Annotated in this window: 25 protein-coding genes and 1 pseudogene; 8 read left to right on the forward strand and 18 right to left on the reverse strand. The window is 40.2% G+C overall.

Annotation, left to right across the window (positions count from 1 at the left end; all coding sequences use genetic code 11):
* Positions 1 to 125 precede the first annotated feature (125 nt).
* From NDM98_RS11670 to NDM98_RS11685, 4 genes are all read right to left on the reverse strand, one after another.
* The gene (locus NDM98_RS11670; protein ID WP_251607735.1) at positions 126 to 749 is read right to left on the reverse strand and encodes a flavin reductase family protein; all 624 of its coding nucleotides are present in this window, start codon (positions 747 to 749) and stop codon (positions 126 to 128) included.
* 51 nt (positions 750 to 800) lie between these two features.
* Positions 801 to 1,148 (reverse strand): hypothetical protein, encoded by a 348-nt coding sequence (locus NDM98_RS11675; RefSeq protein WP_251607738.1) that lies wholly within the window; start codon positions 1,146 to 1,148, stop codon positions 801 to 803.
* The gene (locus NDM98_RS11680) at positions 1,099 to 1,419 is read right to left on the reverse strand and encodes a hypothetical protein (RefSeq protein WP_251607740.1); all 321 of its coding nucleotides are present in this window, start codon (positions 1,417 to 1,419) and stop codon (positions 1,099 to 1,101) included. The genes NDM98_RS11675 and NDM98_RS11680 overlap by 50 nt, the downstream gene beginning before the upstream one ends.
* A gap of 152 nt (positions 1,420 to 1,571) precedes the next feature.
* Positions 1,572 to 2,357, reverse strand: a complete 786-nt coding sequence (locus tag NDM98_RS11685; RefSeq protein ID WP_251607743.1) for an SDR family oxidoreductase — start codon at positions 2,355 to 2,357, stop codon at positions 1,572 to 1,574.
* Positions 2,358 to 2,546: 189 nt separating this feature from the next.
* On the opposite strand from NDM98_RS11685, the pseudogene NDM98_RS24665 reads away from it, so the two are divergent.
* From NDM98_RS24665 to NDM98_RS11705, 4 genes and pseudogenes are all read left to right on the forward strand, one after another.
* Positions 2,547 to 2,882, forward strand: a pseudogene (locus tag NDM98_RS24665) (PAS domain-containing protein); the annotation flags it as partial.
* A gap of 45 nt (positions 2,883 to 2,927) precedes the next feature.
* Entirely contained in the window at positions 2,928 to 3,419 is a 492-nt protein-coding gene (locus NDM98_RS24670) for a methyl-accepting chemotaxis protein (protein ID WP_251609119.1), read from the forward strand.
* A gap of 106 nt (positions 3,420 to 3,525) precedes the next feature.
* Positions 3,526 to 4,647: a 5-methyltetrahydropteroyltriglutamate--homocysteine S-methyltransferase gene (locus NDM98_RS11700; RefSeq protein ID WP_251607745.1), complete on the forward strand. Its 1,122-nt coding sequence runs from the start codon at positions 3,526 to 3,528 to the stop codon at positions 4,645 to 4,647.
* 62 nt (positions 4,648 to 4,709) lie between these two features.
* A complete protein-coding gene (locus NDM98_RS11705; RefSeq protein WP_251607749.1) occupies positions 4,710 to 5,186 on the forward strand; it encodes a DMP19 family protein in 477 nt (158 codons plus the stop codon).
* Positions 5,187 to 5,360: 174 nt separating this feature from the next.
* On the opposite strand, the gene NDM98_RS11710 is transcribed toward NDM98_RS11705, so the two are convergent.
* The 3 genes from NDM98_RS11710 to NDM98_RS11720 form a co-directional block, all read right to left on the reverse strand.
* Positions 5,361 to 5,855: a hypothetical protein gene (locus tag NDM98_RS11710; protein ID WP_251607752.1), complete on the reverse strand. Its 495-nt coding sequence runs from the start codon at positions 5,853 to 5,855 to the stop codon at positions 5,361 to 5,363.
* A gap of 22 nt (positions 5,856 to 5,877) precedes the next feature.
* Positions 5,878 to 6,246 (reverse strand): MazG nucleotide pyrophosphohydrolase domain-containing protein, encoded by a 369-nt coding sequence (locus NDM98_RS11715; protein WP_251607755.1) that lies wholly within the window; start codon positions 6,244 to 6,246, stop codon positions 5,878 to 5,880.
* A 190-nt stretch (positions 6,247 to 6,436) separates the two neighbouring features.
* Positions 6,437 to 6,682 carry a hypothetical protein gene (locus NDM98_RS11720; RefSeq protein ID WP_251607758.1) on the reverse strand — a complete coding sequence of 82 codons (246 nt, stop codon included), beginning with the start codon at positions 6,680 to 6,682 and terminating at the stop codon, positions 6,437 to 6,439.
* 95 nt (positions 6,683 to 6,777) lie between these two features.
* Between NDM98_RS11720 and NDM98_RS11725 the strand changes: the two genes are divergently transcribed.
* Entirely contained in the window at positions 6,778 to 7,473 is a 696-nt protein-coding gene (locus tag NDM98_RS11725; RefSeq protein WP_251607760.1) for a DsbA family oxidoreductase, read from the forward strand.
* 45 nt (positions 7,474 to 7,518) lie between these two features.
* Here the strand turns inward: NDM98_RS11725 and NDM98_RS11730 are convergent, their stop codons facing one another.
* On the reverse strand, positions 7,519 to 9,063 hold the full coding sequence (locus NDM98_RS11730; protein ID WP_251607763.1) for a PTS sugar transporter: 1,545 nt from the start codon (positions 9,061 to 9,063) through the stop codon (positions 7,519 to 7,521).
* 196 nt (positions 9,064 to 9,259) lie between these two features.
* Here NDM98_RS11730 and NDM98_RS11735 point away from each other — a divergent pair, with 196 nt between their 5' ends.
* The 3 genes from NDM98_RS11735 (at position 9,260) to NDM98_RS11745 (ending at position 11,344) form a co-directional block, all read left to right on the forward strand.
* On the forward strand, positions 9,260 to 9,436 hold the full coding sequence (locus NDM98_RS11735; RefSeq protein WP_251607766.1) for a hypothetical protein: 177 nt from the start codon (positions 9,260 to 9,262) through the stop codon (positions 9,434 to 9,436).
* A 46-nt stretch (positions 9,437 to 9,482) separates the two neighbouring features.
* The gene (locus NDM98_RS11740) at positions 9,483 to 10,298 is read left to right on the forward strand and encodes an alpha/beta fold hydrolase (protein WP_251607769.1); all 816 of its coding nucleotides are present in this window, start codon (positions 9,483 to 9,485) and stop codon (positions 10,296 to 10,298) included.
* Positions 10,299 to 10,402: 104 nt separating this feature from the next.
* Complete coding sequence (locus NDM98_RS11745; RefSeq protein WP_251607774.1) at positions 10,403 to 11,344, forward strand: metal ABC transporter solute-binding protein, Zn/Mn family; 942 nt, start codon at positions 10,403 to 10,405, stop codon at positions 11,342 to 11,344.
* 38 nt (positions 11,345 to 11,382) lie between these two features.
* Here NDM98_RS11745 and NDM98_RS11750 read toward each other — a convergent pair whose 3' ends face one another.
* From NDM98_RS11750 to NDM98_RS11795, 10 genes are all read right to left on the reverse strand, one after another.
* Entirely contained in the window at positions 11,383 to 11,619 is a 237-nt protein-coding gene (locus NDM98_RS11750) for a hypothetical protein (RefSeq protein ID WP_251607780.1), read from the reverse strand.
* A gap of 23 nt (positions 11,620 to 11,642) precedes the next feature.
* Complete coding sequence (locus NDM98_RS11755; RefSeq protein WP_251607785.1) at positions 11,643 to 11,903, reverse strand: hypothetical protein; 261 nt, start codon at positions 11,901 to 11,903, stop codon at positions 11,643 to 11,645.
* Between the two features lie 82 nt (positions 11,904 to 11,985).
* A complete protein-coding gene (locus tag NDM98_RS11760) occupies positions 11,986 to 12,267 on the reverse strand; it encodes a hypothetical protein (RefSeq protein ID WP_251607787.1) in 282 nt (93 codons plus the stop codon).
* Entirely contained in the window at positions 12,264 to 12,845 is a 582-nt protein-coding gene (locus NDM98_RS11765) for a flavin reductase family protein (protein WP_251607789.1), read from the reverse strand. The genes NDM98_RS11760 and NDM98_RS11765 overlap by 4 nt, the downstream gene beginning before the upstream one ends.
* Before the next feature lie 142 nt (positions 12,846 to 12,987).
* Complete coding sequence (locus tag NDM98_RS11770) at positions 12,988 to 14,148, reverse strand: metallophosphoesterase (RefSeq protein WP_251607793.1); 1,161 nt, start codon at positions 14,146 to 14,148, stop codon at positions 12,988 to 12,990.
* Between the two features lie 101 nt (positions 14,149 to 14,249).
* Positions 14,250 to 15,746 (reverse strand): UxaA family hydrolase, encoded by a 1,497-nt coding sequence (locus NDM98_RS11775; RefSeq protein ID WP_251607796.1) that lies wholly within the window; start codon positions 15,744 to 15,746, stop codon positions 14,250 to 14,252.
* Positions 15,747 to 15,758: 12 nt separating this feature from the next.
* Complete coding sequence (locus NDM98_RS11780; protein ID WP_251607799.1) at positions 15,759 to 16,340, reverse strand: TRAP transporter large permease subunit; 582 nt, start codon at positions 16,338 to 16,340, stop codon at positions 15,759 to 15,761.
* Positions 16,264 to 17,040: a TRAP transporter large permease gene (locus NDM98_RS11785; protein WP_251607802.1), complete on the reverse strand. Its 777-nt coding sequence runs from the start codon at positions 17,038 to 17,040 to the stop codon at positions 16,264 to 16,266. Before NDM98_RS11785 ends, NDM98_RS11780 begins: the two co-directional genes overlap by 77 nt.
* A gap of 2 nt (positions 17,041 to 17,042) precedes the next feature.
* A complete protein-coding gene (locus NDM98_RS11790) occupies positions 17,043 to 17,525 on the reverse strand; it encodes a TRAP transporter small permease (protein WP_251607805.1) in 483 nt (160 codons plus the stop codon).
* A gap of 13 nt (positions 17,526 to 17,538) precedes the next feature.
* The gene (locus NDM98_RS11795; RefSeq protein WP_251607808.1) at positions 17,539 to 18,552 is read right to left on the reverse strand and encodes a C4-dicarboxylate TRAP transporter substrate-binding protein; all 1,014 of its coding nucleotides are present in this window, start codon (positions 18,550 to 18,552) and stop codon (positions 17,539 to 17,541) included.
* Positions 18,553 to 18,567 lie beyond the last annotated feature (15 nt).

The raw sequence follows: 18,567 nt of genomic DNA on the forward strand, positions 1-18,567 counted from the left end.
CAAGCATCAAAATAAGGAGAAATTACGCTTTTAGAAGTCTCCACAGTGAATATGTCTGTTATTTTAATCATTCTCTCGGGCCACGCCCTTGTTTCCTCGCAAATGCTACAATGCATATGAATAAATCATGTTGGTCTTTTAATGGAAAAGGTTTTTTCAATCGCTGCATATTCGTTGCCCGCAAGTCGCGCCACAGGCTTTAATGAGCCAATCAATATATATTCAGTAGACGTATCATATACTTCCTCTGAGATATGATAACACACTACTTTGGCAAGTATAAGATCGTTCGTTATGACCCCTTTGTCATTCATAATTGGAATATGCTCGTGAAGTATACACTCGTAGCGGATCTTAGCTTCTAGTATGCCCGGAACTGCAACAATTTCACTTGGTTTTACATGGAATTTCGTCAATTTTAATTCACTTTGATCTGCTTGAAGTGATGCTGCCGTTTCATTAATATCTGCGAGCGTAGCTTCATCTGTTGAATGAATGACTAACTCACGATTGTGCAGGATATTACGAGCGGTATCTTTCATTTCACCGTTTTTTCTTGATACTGATATAGAAAGTAGTGGTGGGTCTGCTGATACCACGTTAAAAAAACTAAAAGGAGCCGCATTTACGACTCCAGCATCAACTGATGATAAGGTTGTGACAAAAGCAATGGGTCTGGGTACAATTGAACCAGAAAGCAGCTTATAATGCTGTCCCGCTGACATTTCCGTTGCTGACAATGTATGCATATTCCTTGCCCCTTTCATATATACCTTTTTGTTACCCCATTTACGAATCAATTAATCCTCACTAGTTACTGAAAGGCTTCCGATATATTTATACACTTTGTCTATCTCTTCTTCTGTTCCAAATGCATAAGTTACATTCCAAATTTTATCAACATTTGTTCCATTTAGCTCTGTATCTATATCATGAAAAATTCGATGCAAATACCGAACAGACATCTCATCTTCATGTTCTTCTGCAACATCCATCAAGGCCTGTGCATTTTTCATATCATTAACTGCTTCTGATGGAGCAAGACCGTTGTTTAGTAACCATTCAATGTCATTTTTCAATTGGCGCCATTCTACTTTTTCAGCAAGACCTGAATGGTCTAGTCTCTCTACGGCACCCCATCCAAGCAAGACTATTCAAATAATCATGTTGCTCCTTAAAGATCTCTTTAACCGCTTCCTCTTCATCACTCTGGAAGACAATTCGTTCTGTAGAAGGTTCATACTCAATGATCCCCTCAGATTCTTCTGTTTCCGTTCCCAGCTCCCTAGTTGAAACAACTTGCTCTTCATCTTCTGATTCTTTATTAAAAAAACTGCTCTGAGTAAGACCAAAATAAATGATTCCAGCACCCGCTAACAGAATTAATAGGGTAATACCAACAGTAATCTTTTTAATCAAAAGAATTCATCCCCCAAGCAAATGTAGAAAGTATTGTATCAAAGGTACCACAAAAATCCAATTCCCCCTACTAAATGTTTTGTATCTTTAGAAATTTTTAATAAAAAAAACGAACAAGAAGCATATCTTCTCATTCGCTAGCAAGCACGTATCTATATCGCTCGAATCATTCCGCCGTCTACTAAAATGGAGCTTCCGGTCATATAACTTGATGCATCTGAGGCTAAGAATGTAACAACATTGGCGAATTCCTCAGGCTTGCCATACCGTTCTAGTGGAATATTTTTTCGAGCTTGCTCGGCGACCTCTGCTTTTGAAAGCCCAAGCTTGTCTGCTCTTAACTGATCGAGATGATCGACTCGATCTGTTGCGATGCGTCCAGGTGACACCGTATGAACAAGTATTCCAAATGGAGCAAGCTCCTCTGCTAAACTTTTTGCAAGTCCTTGAATGCCCATTCTAAACGTATTAGATAAGATTAAACCAGGAATAGGCTGCTTAACAGAAGACGACGCAATGTTTAGAATGCGGCCACCATTTTCTTTCAGATCAGGAAGCACTTCACGAATAAGACGAATATAACTCAACAAATTTAATTGAAAGGCCTCTTCCCATTCGTCATCAGAGAATTTCTCAAAGCCGCCCCCGGGAGGTCCTCCTGCGTTATTAACCAAGATATCAATGGAGCCAAAAGCTGATTTAGTCGTCTCCACCAAATGTTGAATATCCTCTTTTTTTGTAATATCAGCTACACAGTATTCAACCTTTCCTTCTGCAAGCGACTGTAATTCTTCCTTCACACGGGATAATTTCTCTTCATCCCGGCTCGTTATCATGACATGTACGCCTTCTTTAACAAACTGAGTAGCTACAGCTTTTCCCAAACCTTGACTTGATGCAACGACTAATGCCGTTTTTCCTTTAAGATTAAGATCCATTTCATTTTCCTCCTCCACGTTTCTCTTCCTTATTATTCTGACCAAGTTAAATATGAAAGGCAAGAGATAACATTCATACACCAGTTCAGTTTAGATAGCTATTCAACGGGGTATAAAGTACCATTATATGATTACTACTTTTGGGGGAAAATAAATTTGAATCATTCTATAAATGAGGTAGATGATGAATTGGTCGTTAAAGCACTTGAAAAGAATTTAGCCATTATCCGCTTTGATTTAAATCGGCGCGTTGCATATGTAAACCCGGTATTCGCCAGGACTATGGGCTATACAGTTGAACAAATGAGTGGCATGCATCATCAAGAGTTTTGCTTTCCTGAATTTAGAAACAGCATACAGTATGAACATTTCTGGAGAAGTCTACTCTCAGGTGAAAGCTTTCAAGATAAGGTTCTACGAATGCATGCAAATGGTCAAAAAATTTGGCTAGAAGCGACATACATGTCAATTCACAATAGTAACGGCGATGTGATAGGTATTTCAAAAGTGGCAACTAATGTAACGGAACGTCAAGAGAGCATTTCTACTGTTGCCGCTAATCTTCAACTTATGTCATCGCAATTAAATGAACGAGCTGAAACAGGAATTGAACGAAGTAAGGATCTTTTAACGAATATTAATGTCATTGCCAGCCTCTCTACAAAGAATGTAGATACACTGAGCGAGCTACAAAATAAGGCAGAGTCTATCCAAGGAATTGTCAAAACAATTCAAGGCTTTGCCTCTCAAACCAATTTGCTTGCTTTAAACGCCGCGATAGAAGCAGCGCGCGCAGGTGAACACGGCAGAGGTTTTGATGTGGTAGCAAAAGAAGTAAGAAAGCTCTCTAAACAAATAGAAAACTCTGTAATAGAAATTCGTGACAGCATAAAAGCGATTACCAACGAAGTGCACACCATCTCAGCAGGCACAATTCAAGCAAAAGAACACACACTTGAAAACCAAAATCAAGTCCATATTACGTTAAAGGATTTTGAAAGCATGTCCTCAGATGCAGCAACTCTCGATAAAGAAGCAAAGGAATTTAAGCAGATTATCTAAATTCACCCCGACGTATTATCTTATCGATTTAATCGGAAATAAAGATTTTACTTTGTTCTGATAATTTGGTACGATTCATCTTATTATATAGATGAGGTGTTTAGATATGGGAGAAATAGAGTTAAACAATCGCATTCGCACAACGGCTCCTTTTCGCGCAGATCATGTAGGTAGCTTATTACGTACTGATGCGATAAAGACTGCACGATTAAAAAAGGCTGCAGGCGAAATCACAGCCGAACATCTTCGTGAAATTGAGAACGATGAGATCATTCGAATTGTAGAAAAACAAAAAGAAACAGGTATACAAGTTATCACGGATGGAGAATTCCGCCGTGCTTGGTGGCATTTTGATTTCTTAGAAGGACTCGACGGAGTGGAACCATTTTCTGCAGAATCCGGCATTCAATTTAAAGGTGTTACGACAAAAGCAAGAGGTATTAAAGTAACCGGCAAGCTTGATTTTACAGATCATCCCATGCTTCGTGACTATGCTTTTTTAGATAGTATTAAAGGCTCACATACAGCCAAAATGACCATTCCAAGTCCAAATATGCTTCACTTTAGAGGACAAATCGACAAAGACGTCTATCCAGATGACGATGAATTCTTCCACGACCTAGCTCAAGCCTATAAAAAAGCAATCAAAGCGTTTTACGACGCTGGTTGCCGCTACCTTCAGCTAGACGACACAGCATGGGCTGTATTCTTCTCAGAAGCTGGTGAAGAACAAATTCGAGCAAAAGGTACAACACCTGAGAAGTTGCGTGAACGTTTTGCAAGAAGTATTAATGAAGCCATTGCGGACAAGCCAGAAGATTTAGTTGTTACAATGCATATTTGCCGTGGGAACTTCCAATCCTCTTGGACTGCAGAGGGTGGCTATGACGGTGCGTCCGAAACGATTTTTGATGGTTTAAACCTTGATGGACTTTTCCTAGAATACGACGACTCACGCTCTGGTTCATTTGAAGCTCTTCGTTATGTCAAACGTCCAAATATTCAGCTTGTCCTTGGATTAATTACCTCTAAATTTGGTGAGCTTGAAGATCCTGATACAATCAAGCGTCGAATTGACGAAGCAGCAAAGTTTGTCAGCCTAGATCAACTTTGCTTAAGCCCTCAATGTGGATTCGCATCTACAGAAGAAGGCAACCTTCTCACTGAAGACCAGCAGTGGGAAAAACTAAAACACGTTGTTCGCATTGCAGAAGATGTGTGGAAGTAATCATTGCGGAAACGGCTCGCTCTCCATTGATGGTTTGCGAGTCTTTTTTAGGTGGAGGGAACATGATGAAACATGTAATGAAAAGAACTGACTTAATGAGTAAAGAGGATATTTGGAATGCTGTTTTTTCTATACTAAGCGAGTATGACTTTCCTACAGATAACTCAGCTGTTAATGATCTACTTATTATTTCTCAATATTATTCTGAATTAGAAAGTGGAGGTCATGAAAGCTTATTGAATTGGACCTCAGAGTACATTGAAGAAGTGGGGATTTCTAGTTATTTGAACGACCTCATCCGATGTCTTGAAACCATCGGAGCGCACGATTACTCTAAGATCGAGAAAGAATACGGTGAAGAAATATGGAGGTTATTTAAAGCCTCAGAAGAAGACGAACATGTCACAGATGAATTTTATCAAGTTATTGAAGCTGTAGACCTCGCTTATCATAAGCTTAATGGCAAATTAGAAAATTTAGTAGAGACGTATTTTATGAATACATATACTGAATTGATTGAAGTAAATGAGGATGAATGAGACATTCTGAGACAGAGTTTTTTTGTGTTCATTAAAAAGAGTAGAGATATCACTTAGGACATACAAGGAAGCACACCATCCTCCTTGTATGTCCTACACTGGTTTCGGCTGGTCAGTAAGCAGAGCTGTATTACTTACAGGTTAGCGAAATATTACTGTAGCTGTAAGATTCTTTTATCTCTCAACATAACGAATAATAAAAAAATCACGTTTATTCGATTCTTCTTTCATTACGCTAAACGTCTTCTCATCTATATAGAGTTGTATTTGATGACTTTCTACTGTTTGCTTAGGCGTTTCTAGTACAAATCCATCTAATCCTTCGATAGCAGCACATTTTACAAAACGCTGAATGGAATCATTAAACCGATTCAGATTTTCTTGGATGGATTGATCATTATCCCATGGCTTCGCTCCCCATAACCGAAATCCTTGCTTAAATGGGGTATTTTCGAGATTCATAGCGTCGCAATAATGAGATACAGATTTCTCCGTCACTGGGTCTGATGTTAACGCAAACCGATTCTTATCCCTCTGTAAATTCTTCGCGAGAGTACTCCCTACATATTTGAAAAGGTTGGTTTCAAGTGCCGCAGCAAACTGAAATAAATGCTGATGAAAAAGCGCCAGCTGTTTACCAACAGAAATTTGTTCCTCACTTACCTTCATTGGTTTGTCCCCATCATAATGATTAATGATACGAGCTACACTGCCAAGCCGTCTGAGATAATTGAAGAAAATGAAATGATGCAGATCCCACTTCACCCGACAAATCTAACTCATTAATCAAAGCAGGCAAACCAAGCTCCGCGTATTCCTTTGTTAGATCCGTTGCAAACTGATTCGCTAAACATGTAGAAATAATAAACACATCCGCAAGCTCGCCACCTACCGTATCTGGGTCCTTCTCCTCCGTGAGCAGTAACTCTGCCAGTTCTCCAAGCTCTTCCGTTACCCTAGCAAGCCCAGAAAGTGTTCGCCAGTACCCACCCAAATGTCTAATTGATTGATCAATAAGCTTTTGATAATCTTCTATCGTATGTAACGTCAGATCTGTCATTATGTCCCCCTACTATGTATGAATGTATGATTAGTATACTAGAAGAAGGATGATAATTTGTAGTGGAAGCTTGGTAGGAGTTGGGGGATTGATTTGATTCGGTGGCTATCGTTTTGATTCTGCGTTCTATCGTTTCATTTACTGGTCCATAGTTCAATTTAGACTTCTATCGTTTCACTTTGCCCTTCTATCACTCCAAATAGGCGGCTATCGCTCCACTTTTACCTTCCATCGCTCCAACCCGAGGTCCATCGCTTTCTTTTCCACTCCATTGCTCCAATCCAAGGTCCATTGCTCCACTTTTCCACTCCATCGCTCCAACCCAAGGTCCATCGCTCCACTTTTCCACTCCATTGCTCCAACCCAAGGTCCATTGCTCCACTTTTCCACTCCATCGCTCCAACCCAAGGTCCATCGCTCCACTTTTCACCTCCATCGCTCCCCTCCCCCTACCCGAGCGTACTTCCTTGCTAATTACCCCATTCCGACATACACTACTTTTACAGAAACAGTTTTTAGGAGGAAAAAGGAATGAATATTGAAATTTGGTCAGATTTTGCTTGCCCGTTTTGTTATATTGGTAAACGGAAACTAGAGAAGGCTCTTGATCAATTTGAACATAAAAATGAAGTGACAACAGAGTTTAAAAGCTTTGAGCTTGATCCTAATGCTCCTAAGCAGACGGATAAAAGTATGGCTGAAATTCTTGCTGGTAAATATAGAATGCCGATTCAACAAGCTGAGGCGACAACAGCTAATGTTGCTGCTCAGGCTGCTGATGTTGGTTTGACTTATCATTTTGATACGATGCAACCGACTAACATGTTGGATGCGCATCGCTTAACTCATTACGCAAAAACAAAAGGCAAAGCGAATGAACTTGCTGAGCGTCTGCTTCATGCGTATTTTACAGAGTCGAAACATCTTTCCACACCTGCTACATTGATCGAGCTTGCTGGTGAGGTTGGCTTGGATCAACAGGAGGCTAAACAGGTATTAGAAAGTAATCAATATGCAGATGCGGTTAAAAACGATCACAATCACGGCATTCAGCTTGGTTTACAGGGAGTACCGTTTTTTGTGATTAATCAAAAATACGTTATATCTGGTGCACAGCAACCGGCTACGTTTCTTGAGACATTAAACAACGCTTGGGAAGAAGAAGTTGCCACAAAACAAGATCAACCTGCAAATGATGCTTGTTCTGATGGCCTATGCAAAATGTAAAATAAAAAATCACCTGCCCTCCTTTAGGGGTCAGGTGATTTTTTATTATGTTGACTTGCTCATTTTATTTGCAACGACGGTAAATACAAAAGCACTCACAAGTGAAGCTAGCATAGCTAGGATGAAGCCTGCCACATGATCTGAGAGGCCAGGTGCTGCAAAGGATGGTACGTAGGCTGTTCCCCTCAGGTTAAAGATTCCTACCACTGCTCCACCTATTCCGGCAGATATAAGTGCTCCAATAAAAACAAGTCTGCTAGCAAACATAAATGGATATGCTGACTCAACAAATGTACCAAAAATCATATTAATACCAAAGGATGGACCAGCTGCTGCTGCCTCTCCGCGTCTTCTCGGAAAAATTATATTAGCTAGGTTAATACCCGCTGCAACCATCACAAGCCCTACCATATCTATTGCACCGAGAAAGCTATTGCCCGTGTTCTCCATCTCGAGCAATACAATTGGTAAAATAGCCGCGTGATAGATCCCACCAATGATTGCCGGCCAGATTAGTAGACCGGCTACAATACCCGCGAGAATCGGATTAAATGAGATGGTTGTATCGATCGCTAAACGAATCCAATCTCCTACCTGAAGCGCAATTGGTCCTAAAACAAAGAAAACAACTAAACCAGGAATCAAGCCACCAAAACCACCGGCTACTATATTTACGGTTGTTGCCGGAAAATTTAGTCTTAAGCATTTTGTAAATAGATAAGGAACGAGATAACCTGCACCTATCCCGGCAAGTAGTCCACCAATTATTCCCCCGTCTACCGAAAGCAGACCGGCTACAATACCCGCTACGATTGATACTTCGTCTAAGTCCGCAATTTGTCTTGCAGCCACAACAGCTACAACAACTGGTAAGGCACCGATTAAAAGATCAAAAACACCACCGAGCGCCTCGAGTCCAGGGATTTTACTTAATGCCAAGACAATGGCAAGAGCTATAAAAGCCGGGAGTGAGGAGGTCATGATGCCTCGTAAATTTACTTTTTTCACTTTCGAACGGCCGTCTGACTCAGTGGTGTTAAGCCTTGGTCGATATTTGATGCCCCAATGCTTAGACAGCGCGGTCATAAACCCGATAGCACGTGTTTTGTTTGACGTTCCGGTTGTTCCAGATTGAGCAATAATCGCAGCACCCATTGAACCAATCTCTGCCATGGATGTACCACCTGTTCCAACAACGGGGATCTTTGCTTTTGCCGCGGCGTCCACCGTTTTTTGATTTGCTCCATTTGGGTCGGCACTCATAGCAATGAGTCCATCAATTTCTCCGGCTGCAATCAAGTCTGCATGCAACTGATCTAGCTGAGCGGCTTCGCGATTCACTTCTTCTAATGACCCTGAATAGATTTGCTCTAACTCTTGTGATTGCTCATTCCACCCGAATAGCGTTGCTCTTGAGGTTAGTTTGACTGAATCCATTGATTGCTCTGTTGCGATAAATTGAATGCCTTTAATTTCTATATTCGCTGCAACAGCCTGGATGGCTAGCTCCCGAATTAAACGATCAGGCTGACTGCCTCCAAGACTATATAGATTTCCTCCACTACTAGCAATGATGACTACTCGTTTCATTTACATTCGCTCCGTCCTTCTTGGTGTAAACATTTTATCACTCTAATAGTTTAACAGAGTAAAGGATTACTTGAAAAGGACTTAGTGAAAAATTCCTACTGGCATTTTTGAACAGCACTCAAAGAAATAATAGTGCCCATTTTTTGAGCTACTGCATATGATAAGAAACAACATATAGGTATTAGGAGGGGTCGAAATGAGGGAATTTATCCTCCTTCGCATAAGTGTGTTTGTATTTCTAGGGCTGTTAGCGTTTGTTCAAGTGAAACAATATCTTTCTCCGGTTGCCATAATTATCGTGTTATTTGCTAGCTCAGCTACCTACTTCTTAATCTGTTACTACCTAGCTATGAAAAGAATTCCACCTTCTTAATGACTCAACTGGATTTCTTACATAGCCTTAGAAAGGATGATTTATAGTGGGATTCAAAATTCCTGTTGAATCAGGCGTTGGTCTGTACGTTGAGGATATTGGACCAAGTGATGGCCAACCGATTCTTTTTATTCACGGTTGGCCACTTAATCATGAGTGCTTTGAATATCAATACAATCAACTCCCTAAGCTAGGTTATCGCTGTATCGGAGTAGACCTGCGAGGTTTTGGTAAGTCTGATAAGCCATGGTTTGGTTACACCTACGATCAGCTTTCAGACGACATTCGTGTGGTTATTGATACATTAGGACTAAACAATGTTACTCTAGCTGGTCATTCAATGGGTGGAGCCATCGCAATCCGTTATATGGCAAGACATCAAGAGCATCACATTGCACGTTTAGCTTTACTCGCTGCTGCTGCACCAAGTTTCACAAAAGGACCTAATTATCCATACGGCATGACTAAGGCCGAAGTGGATGATCTCATTCAGCAAACGTATACGGATCGTCCAGCTTTATTAGGAACATTTGCTGATTTATTTTTTGAAAAACCCATTTCAGACCCATTTAAACAATGGTTTATTAATATTGGTTTAACTGCCGCTGGTTACTCTACTGCCTATACGGCTGTTTCTTTGCGAGACGAGAAATTGTGGGAAGACCTTGCAAGCATACAGGTTCCCACAGGGATTTTTCACGGAAAGCAGGATAAAGTTTGTCCTTTTGAATTTGGAGAGATTTTACATGCTATGATTTACAGTTCCTCGTTCTATGTATATGAAGATAGCGGTCATGGCTTGTTTTATTGTGATCAGGATCAATTCAATTATGATCTATCTTCTTTTATTGAAAAAAGCTAAAAAATATCTTGACATTATTGCGCGAGCTCATTAAAGTTTCATTAGGGAAACTTTTTAATGCGAGGGCATATTTTTTAGTTGAGGTTATAAAAGGAGGATTTTTGATGAAAAGATATTACACAGTAACAGGCGGCGCCCTACTGAGCTCAGTCTTACTTCTTGGCGCTTGCGAGTCTAATAACAAACCCACAGCTACGACAGACACAGACGATACCATTAATGTTGTTGCAACGATTGCACAGATTGCAGACCCACTTGAGGTTATTGGAGGAGAACATATTTCTGTAAAGGCTCTGATGGGGCCAGGGGTTGATCCCCATTTGTATGAAGCAACTCAAAGTGATATAGGTATGCTCCAAGAAGCAGATCTCATCTTTTATAGCGGATTACACTTAGAAGCGAATATGATGGATGTCTTCTCAAACACGAGTGTTCCTGCACTAGCCGTTGCTGAAGCGATCCCATCTGCTGACCTATTAGAGGACGAGGAAGAAGAAGGGGCTATTGATCCTCACGTCTGGTTTGATCCCGAATTATGGACCATCGCACTTGATGCAGCTGTTGAAGAATTAAAATCTTATGCACCAGAGCACGCTGATGAGTTTGAACAGAACAAAGTGGCCTACTTTGCTGAATTAGAAACTCTTCACCAAGAATCAAAAGACACATTAGCAACCATTCCTGCTGAGCAAAGGGTTTTGGTTACCGCACATGATGCCTTTCAATATTTCGGTAGAGCGAATGATTTAGAGGTTGTTGCGTTGCAAGGATTAAGTACAGAATCTGAAATTGGCTTATCCGATGTCCAATCGACCATTGATATCATTATCGAGAAAGAAGTCCCGGCTGTTTTTATTGAAACAAGTATCAATGACAGCTCGATTCGGTCTGTCATTGACGGAGCTTCAAATGCCGGAGTAGAGGTTGAACTAGGTGGAGAGCTATATTCCGATGCAATGGGAGAAGCAGGTACAGAGACCGGCACGTATATTGGCATGTATCAGCATAATGTATCGACTATTCTAGAAGCTCTATCCGCTGAATAGAACAAAGCACACCAGCAATTGGTGTGCTTTGTTCAACGTTATACAACAATTCTTGCTATGATAAGAAGAAGAAATATAATATACCCAGCTAATGTAATCCATGAAATGACCTTCGTTGCTACGATTAAGCCACGTTGTTCTTGTGACGTTACTTTTGAAATCATCACTAAAGCAATGATCGCTAAAATGATTCCGATAAATGGAGCAAAAAAACCAATGATGGCTACTACTAAAGCTCCTATTGCTGAATTTTGTTGAGTTGTCGTTTCAGTCATTTACAAAACTCCTCTTTTCTTTTTTAATCCGTAATCATAAACACAGACAATACACCGGCAAACATTAAGAAGATGTACAACAATTGTAAACCAATCGAGATCCAAGCAATAATCTTTGTTGCTGTCTTTAATCCACTTTGCTCTGGAGCGCTTACTTTTGCAATCATCACTAAACCAATGATGGCTGTCACGATACCTAGTATTGGAATGAACAAACCTAAAATCGCTAAAATGATTGCACCTACCGCTGTTCCTTGCTGGTTTGTTGTGGATTGAATTGTCATTTTGTTTCCTCCTCAATTTATACTTTTCAAATCATAAAAAAGCTTAGAACTCCAAGCAATAATCTGCCGTTTGAGTTGTCATTTAAATCTCCTCTACTGTTACTGTTTCAACAAACATGTAGTAACTAAGAAACCCACCTACTATTAGTACGGTATACACAAGCTGCAAAACGATCGAGATCCAAGCAATAACCTTTGTGGCTGTCTTTAATCCACTTTGCTCTGGAGCAGTTACTTTTGCAATCATCACTAATCCAATGATAGCCGTAACAATACCTAATACGGGAATGAACAGACCTAAAATCGCTAAGATCAATGCACCTACTGCTGTGCCTTGCTGGTTTGTTGTGGATTGAGTTGTCATTGGGGTCCCTCCTCTTTTAATTGTTGAATACGGTGGACCTGACCTTCTGTTGTTTCATCAATGACCCGGTATTCAGAGCGCCCCATATACGTTGGAATGCTTAACTTAGAAAGATTAGGAAGTCCATTTTCCATGAACAGACTCTCATCCTTGTACGTGAGTAGAACTTCGCCTACAATCCATTCATGATCGCCGTAAGCCGTGATATCTACAACCTTGCATTCATAAGCAAAGTAGGCATCCAAAAGTATCGGTACATCTACTTTTATTCCTTGTTCATATGGAATATTCAGTGCTTGAAACTTATCTGTAGTAGATCCACTGTATGTGCCAGCTGCTTGAATCCAATTGGATCGGTTGCCTGGAAGGAACTGAACACCAAACACACCACTTTCTTTAATAAGCTTATAGGAGTGTGTTTCTTTCCTTAATGAAATTCCATAATGTCCTGGATCTTGACCGATGTATGTATGCCAGCCTGCTGCCATAATGTTGCTCTGATTGTTATGCGTCGAGGTCACCATTGCAACCATACCCGGATACGTATGCCAACCAGGATTTTTTGTTGGTTTTCTCACATTCTCACCTCCCATCTTCCACTTATATGGTTATTTTTCATATACCCCATATCCAAACATTTACACACTAACCAATAAAATAAACTTCACTTTCATTATAAAGTAAAGATTTGTAGATTATTATCTATTCCGAAAAAAATGTCTAGTTGCCCTTTTCTCCATTTCCAGTAAAGGTCAAATCGATCTGCAACACTTCTGAACGGCTGCCTATGCGAATGGGTGGACCCCAGGAGCCATAACCAGAGGAAACAAGGGCATGCATTTTGCCTTTTTGTTTATAACCATAATCAAGCTCAAACAAACGGGAAGTAATCCAATGATTTGGCGCCATTTGCCCACGGTGTGTATGACCAGATAACATCAAATCAGCGCCTGCCTCTTCCGCTTTATCAAGGTGATACGGTTGGTGATCCAAAAGCAGAATTGGTTTCTTGTGATTTAGCGTTTCTAGAAGATCCGTTACGCTTTTACGTCCCCCATACTGAGATGCTTCCGCTGTTTTATCTTTACGTCCTACGACATAAAAGGATTCATTTATTTCAATTGCTTCATCTTGGAGCATCTTGATTCCAGCTTCTTCAACAAGCTGAATAAATTCCTCAACTGCACCACCATAATATTCATGATTTCCCAATACTGCATACACACCGAGTGGCGCTTGTAAGGATTTTAGTGTTTCATTCATTTGATTTCGTTTAAATGGTTCAATGTCTCCGTCTAATAAATCTCCAGGAATTAAGATCATATCTGGTTTTACATCCTTAGATATTTTGCTTAACTTTTTTAGAAATCGATTGCCTTTAATATTCCCAAGGTGGATATCAGATGCAACCAAAATGCGGAGCTTCTTTCGCTCACCGGCATCTTTATTAATTGTAAGTGAATGTTGCCTAACAACCGTACTCCAGTTATTTCGTGATCCCCATAGTAAAAGCAGCGCAAAGACTATTAAAACAACTGTACCAATAACCGTAGTATGTGAGCGAACACTCCATCCTGCTAAGCTTGCGATCCATAACCCCAAATCAAGAATTGGCAGAAATAAAATCGCATACTGAAGAATCGCAAAATAAAATGAACCAATCACTTTTAAAAAGCGACCAAGTGGACCCTTTATTACGAGTGCGAGAATGTAACCAAACACCGTCACTGCGAAACTCGTCCAATAAATGCTTAGTCCCATCACACCTGTTACTCCTAATGATTTCAACCATACTGCTCCATGCCAGCCAATGTAAAAATTCAGTCCTCCGTATAAAAGCAGAGCCAGAACCACTCCAAGAATTCTATTTACTAATTTCAATGTATATTGACCCCTTTTCTTCTCAATTCATCTATTCATTTAGTTTACATGAAGAATGGAAAAAACAGCTAATGGGAGCTCCATAAGCTGTTTTTTTGACCCTATAACATGACACCATCTTTGAAAATAGCTATCTCTCTAAATCCATTCTTCTCATTATTAGTACGCTTCTCTCCAGAGGCTACATCTAACAGATAATGAAAGAACTCATCTCGTGTATCTTCCATACTCTTACCTTCTACAAGTACACCTGCGTTGTAATCAATCCAGTTTTTCTTTTTATTATATAGGGTTGAGTTCGTTGAAATTTTAACAGTCGGTACCGGTCCACCAAAAGGAGTCCCTCGTCCGGTTGTGAAGAGCACAATATGGGCTCCCGCAGCAGCTAACGCGGTAACCGAAACAAGATCATTTCCTGGTCCTTGTACTAGATTTAATCCTGTTTCTGATACCTTCTCACCATAATCTAACACATCGACAATTGTTGCAAAGCCGCCTTTTTGAACACAACCAAGTGATTTTTCTTCTAGGGTAGTAATTCCACCCTGCTTGTTGCCTGGTGAAGGGTTCTCATAGACGGGCTGTTCATGTCGGATAAAATACTCTTTGAAATCATTGATCAGATCAACCATTTGATCAAAAACCACACGATCTTTGGCACGATCCATTAAGATGGTTTCTGCTCCAAACATCTCAGGAACCTCTGTTAATATCGTTGTCCCTCCGTTACTAATCAAAAGGTCTGAGAATGCCCCAACCATCGGATTAGCCGTTATGCCTGATAAACCATCTGATCCCCCACATTTTAAGCCTACCTTCAGCTTAGAAATAGGAACCGGCTGTTGTTCAAAACTAGTTGCATAGTCTACTAGTTCATCCAATAACGCTAATCCCTCTTCCAGCTCATCTTCTGATTCTTGGGCTGCCAAAAACCGAATACGCTCTGGATCAAAATTAGGCATCGCTTGTTTAAAGGATTCAATAAAATTATTCTCACAGCCTAAACCAAGCACTAGAACTCCAGCTGCATTTGGGTGCTCTACAAGTCTAGCCAAAAGTTTTTGTGTGTTTTCCAGGTCGTCACCTAACTGCGAACAGCCAAACGGGTGCGGAAAATGATGCACACCATCAAATTCACGATCGCCGTTTGTGTTGTTCGCGAGCCTTGCTAAGCTTTCAGCTACCTTATTAATACAGCCAACTGTATTAATAATCCAAACCTCGTTTCTAATCCCCACCTCCCCATTTTTCCGTACATATCCTTGGAAGGTGTGCTCAGAAGCATGAATGTCTACGTTTGTTTCGTTAATTTCCTGATAATCATACTCTAACGCTCCTGATAGATTTGTCTTGACGTTATCAGTGTGAACCCAAGAACCACGTTTGATCTCCTTAGTGGCATGTCCAATAGGAAAACCATACTTGATAATATCTTCTCCCGGCGAGAGATCATGTACAGCAATCTTGTGACCAGATGGAATATCCTCTAACAGTTCAAATTCACGATCCTTATATGCAATGGCTGTACCTTTTGCTAGGTCCTTTAAAGTAATCAAAACAGAATCCTGTTCATGGACTTGTGTGAATTCTTTTTGCATAAGCTCCTCCTATTAAAGAATTGATGGTAGCCATAATGAAATAGCTGGAACAAAAGCTATAAGTAAAATTGCAACTATCAACGCTAACCAAAAAGGCCAGACTTCTTTGATAAATGCTTCAATTTTAACTTTTGTAATGGCAGCAGTGGTAAACATAATCGTTCCAACTGGTGGTGTGATCGTTCCGACACTTAGACATAGAATGAAGAATATTCCAAAATGAACAGGATCAATACCAAACGAATTGACCATCGGTAGGAGAATAGGAGTTAAAATAATGAGTAACACATTTCCTTCAATTAACGTACCAACAGCAATAAGGAAAACCATTACAATAACTAAGAAAAGGACTGGGCTTCCTACAAAGCTTGTTACTTTTTCTGTTAAGAATTGTGGAATTTGTTCTAGTGTCAGAATCCAGCCAAAAGCTGTTCCTGCAGCAATAATAACCATAATTGTTGCTGTGAGATTAACAGACTCTTTAATAGCGGCGTATAAATCTCGACCCGTCATTTTTCTATAGATTAAGAAACCAAGTAACAAGGCATAGATCACGGCAATGGCTCCAAGCTTCTGTTGGGCTAAACACCCCAAAGCGAATTCCACCTATAATGATAATCGGTAATAAAATAGCTAGTATGGCATCCTTGGAAGCAAATAAGATCTCCTTTGGTTTTGCTGCAGGTTTCTTTTCTACCTCGAACCCGCGTTTTTTAGCTAGAAAATGAACAAGGACTAAGAAAATGACACTTAGCATAAGACCTGGTACAATTCCGGCCATAAATAATTTTCCGATCGAAACGTTTCCAATATATCCATACATGATAAGGGCAATACCAGGTGGGATAATTGGTGTAATAAGTGATGTTGCAGCGGTTAGCGCTGTTGAGAATGCCGGTGGATAGTTACGTTTTGTCATCTCTGGTACTAAAACCTTAGACTGCATCGCAGCATCAGCAATGTTCGAACCAGAAAGTCCACCCATTAATACACTTAAGAGTACGTTTACTTTCGCTAAACCACCTGTCATATGCCCTGTCAGAACTTGTGCAAATCGTAGCATACGTTCTGTAATTCCTGTATAGTTCATCAAAATACCTGCCGTAACAAAAAACACAATTGCTAGAAGCGGAAACGATTCAATTCCACTCATCATTCTCTGAATTAAGATTTCATTTGCAAAACTATCATTAAAAATAAAATAAAAAGCACAGGCCGCAATCATTGCATAGGCAACCGGAATATTCATTATCATTAGGACAAGCATTAAAATTAGTGTAATGGCTAGTATCATAGCTACTCGATTCCTCTCTCTTGATTCACATAGTCTCTATCTTTTCTAATAAAAACTCGAATAAGATGATATAAGACAAGTGCAGAACCAACAGGGACTGCCAGTGTGATAAATGTATAGCTGACCCCAAGAACTGGTGTTACCTTGGCTACCCCATGAATGGCAAACGTCGCTCCCCAACAAACAAATACGATTAGAGTTACCGCAAAGATAAAGACTAAGCGAAATACCTGAAATCGAAAACGCCAATGCTCTGGAAGCTTTCGTACAAAATAATCAATCCCGACATGAGAGTTGGTTTTCATTGCTGAACTCAGTCCTATAAATACAAGCCAGATGAATAGAGCGAGACTAATTTCTTCTGTCCATGTAATCGGATTATTTAAGACAAATCGAAAAAATACATTTGTACTAATTAATAGAATAATTCCTGCTAATGCTATAGCTGACAAAAAGTCATCTAGATTATTCACTACCTTTTTCATGTTGCGCCCTCCTTTATTCAGTTGTGCTTCTCTGCTCGAGCAATTCATCAATCGTTTCTTTAAGATCAGGGCTCCATTCAGGCGTCACATCAAAAATCCGTTCAGCTTTCTCTTTAAAAGCCTCTTGATCTACTTCATTTATGATAATTCCTTGTTCTTCAAATAACTCTAAAACATCCTCTTCTTGCTGATAAACAATCTCTTTCCCATACTCCCCAGCTTCATCACCCGTTGTGCGTAGAATTTCTAATAAGTCCTCAGGCAAATCTTCCAAAAATTCTGTTCCACTCACCCACGGACTCATGATTTTGGTATGACCTGTAAGAGCCAAATATTTGGCTACCTCATTTGTCTTAGACGCTTCAAGTACTGGGATAGGATTTTCTGCTCCATCAATCACACCTTGCTGCAGGGATGCGTACATATCCCCTAGAGGAAGTGGTGTTGGTGAAGCACCTAGTACACTAAAAGTGTTAATGTACATCTGATTATTAGGAACTCGTATCTTCATCCCTCTTAGATCATCCGGAGTTAGGACTTCTCTTGTGGTCATGAGATGTCTCTCTCCATACAAAGTGTTTGTTGAAACCACATCAAATCCAATCTCTTTAAGTTCCTGTCGCTGCTCATCAAACCATTCTGTTTCAGCTAGATAAAATAAGTCATTAACGTCATCTACAATATAAGGAGCCGTCAGCACCCCTAGATCTGGAACAAAGTTCATTAGGAAATCATAACCTGTGAAGATAATGACATTACTTCCGAACAACGCTTGCTCGACTACATCCGCTTCCGATCCAAGCTGCGAACTAGGATAGAGATGAAAGTCCAAACGACCGCCACTTCTTTCCTCAGCAAGCTCCTTCCATTTATGTGCAACCTGATCTATAGGCTCACCTGGCTGATTTCCATACGCTAGATTTACGGTATACACATCTTTCTCTGCTGATGCATTTGTTGTTGATTGACAGGCGTTTAGCGTGAACAGAAGTGCAATCAACACGATGGGCATTAGTAGCTTTCTCATAACGTTCAACTCCCC

This window comes from Alkalicoccobacillus plakortidis (assembly GCF_023703085.1).
Lineage (GTDB): Bacteria > Bacillota > Bacilli > Bacillales > Bacillaceae_D > Alkalicoccobacillus > Alkalicoccobacillus plakortidis.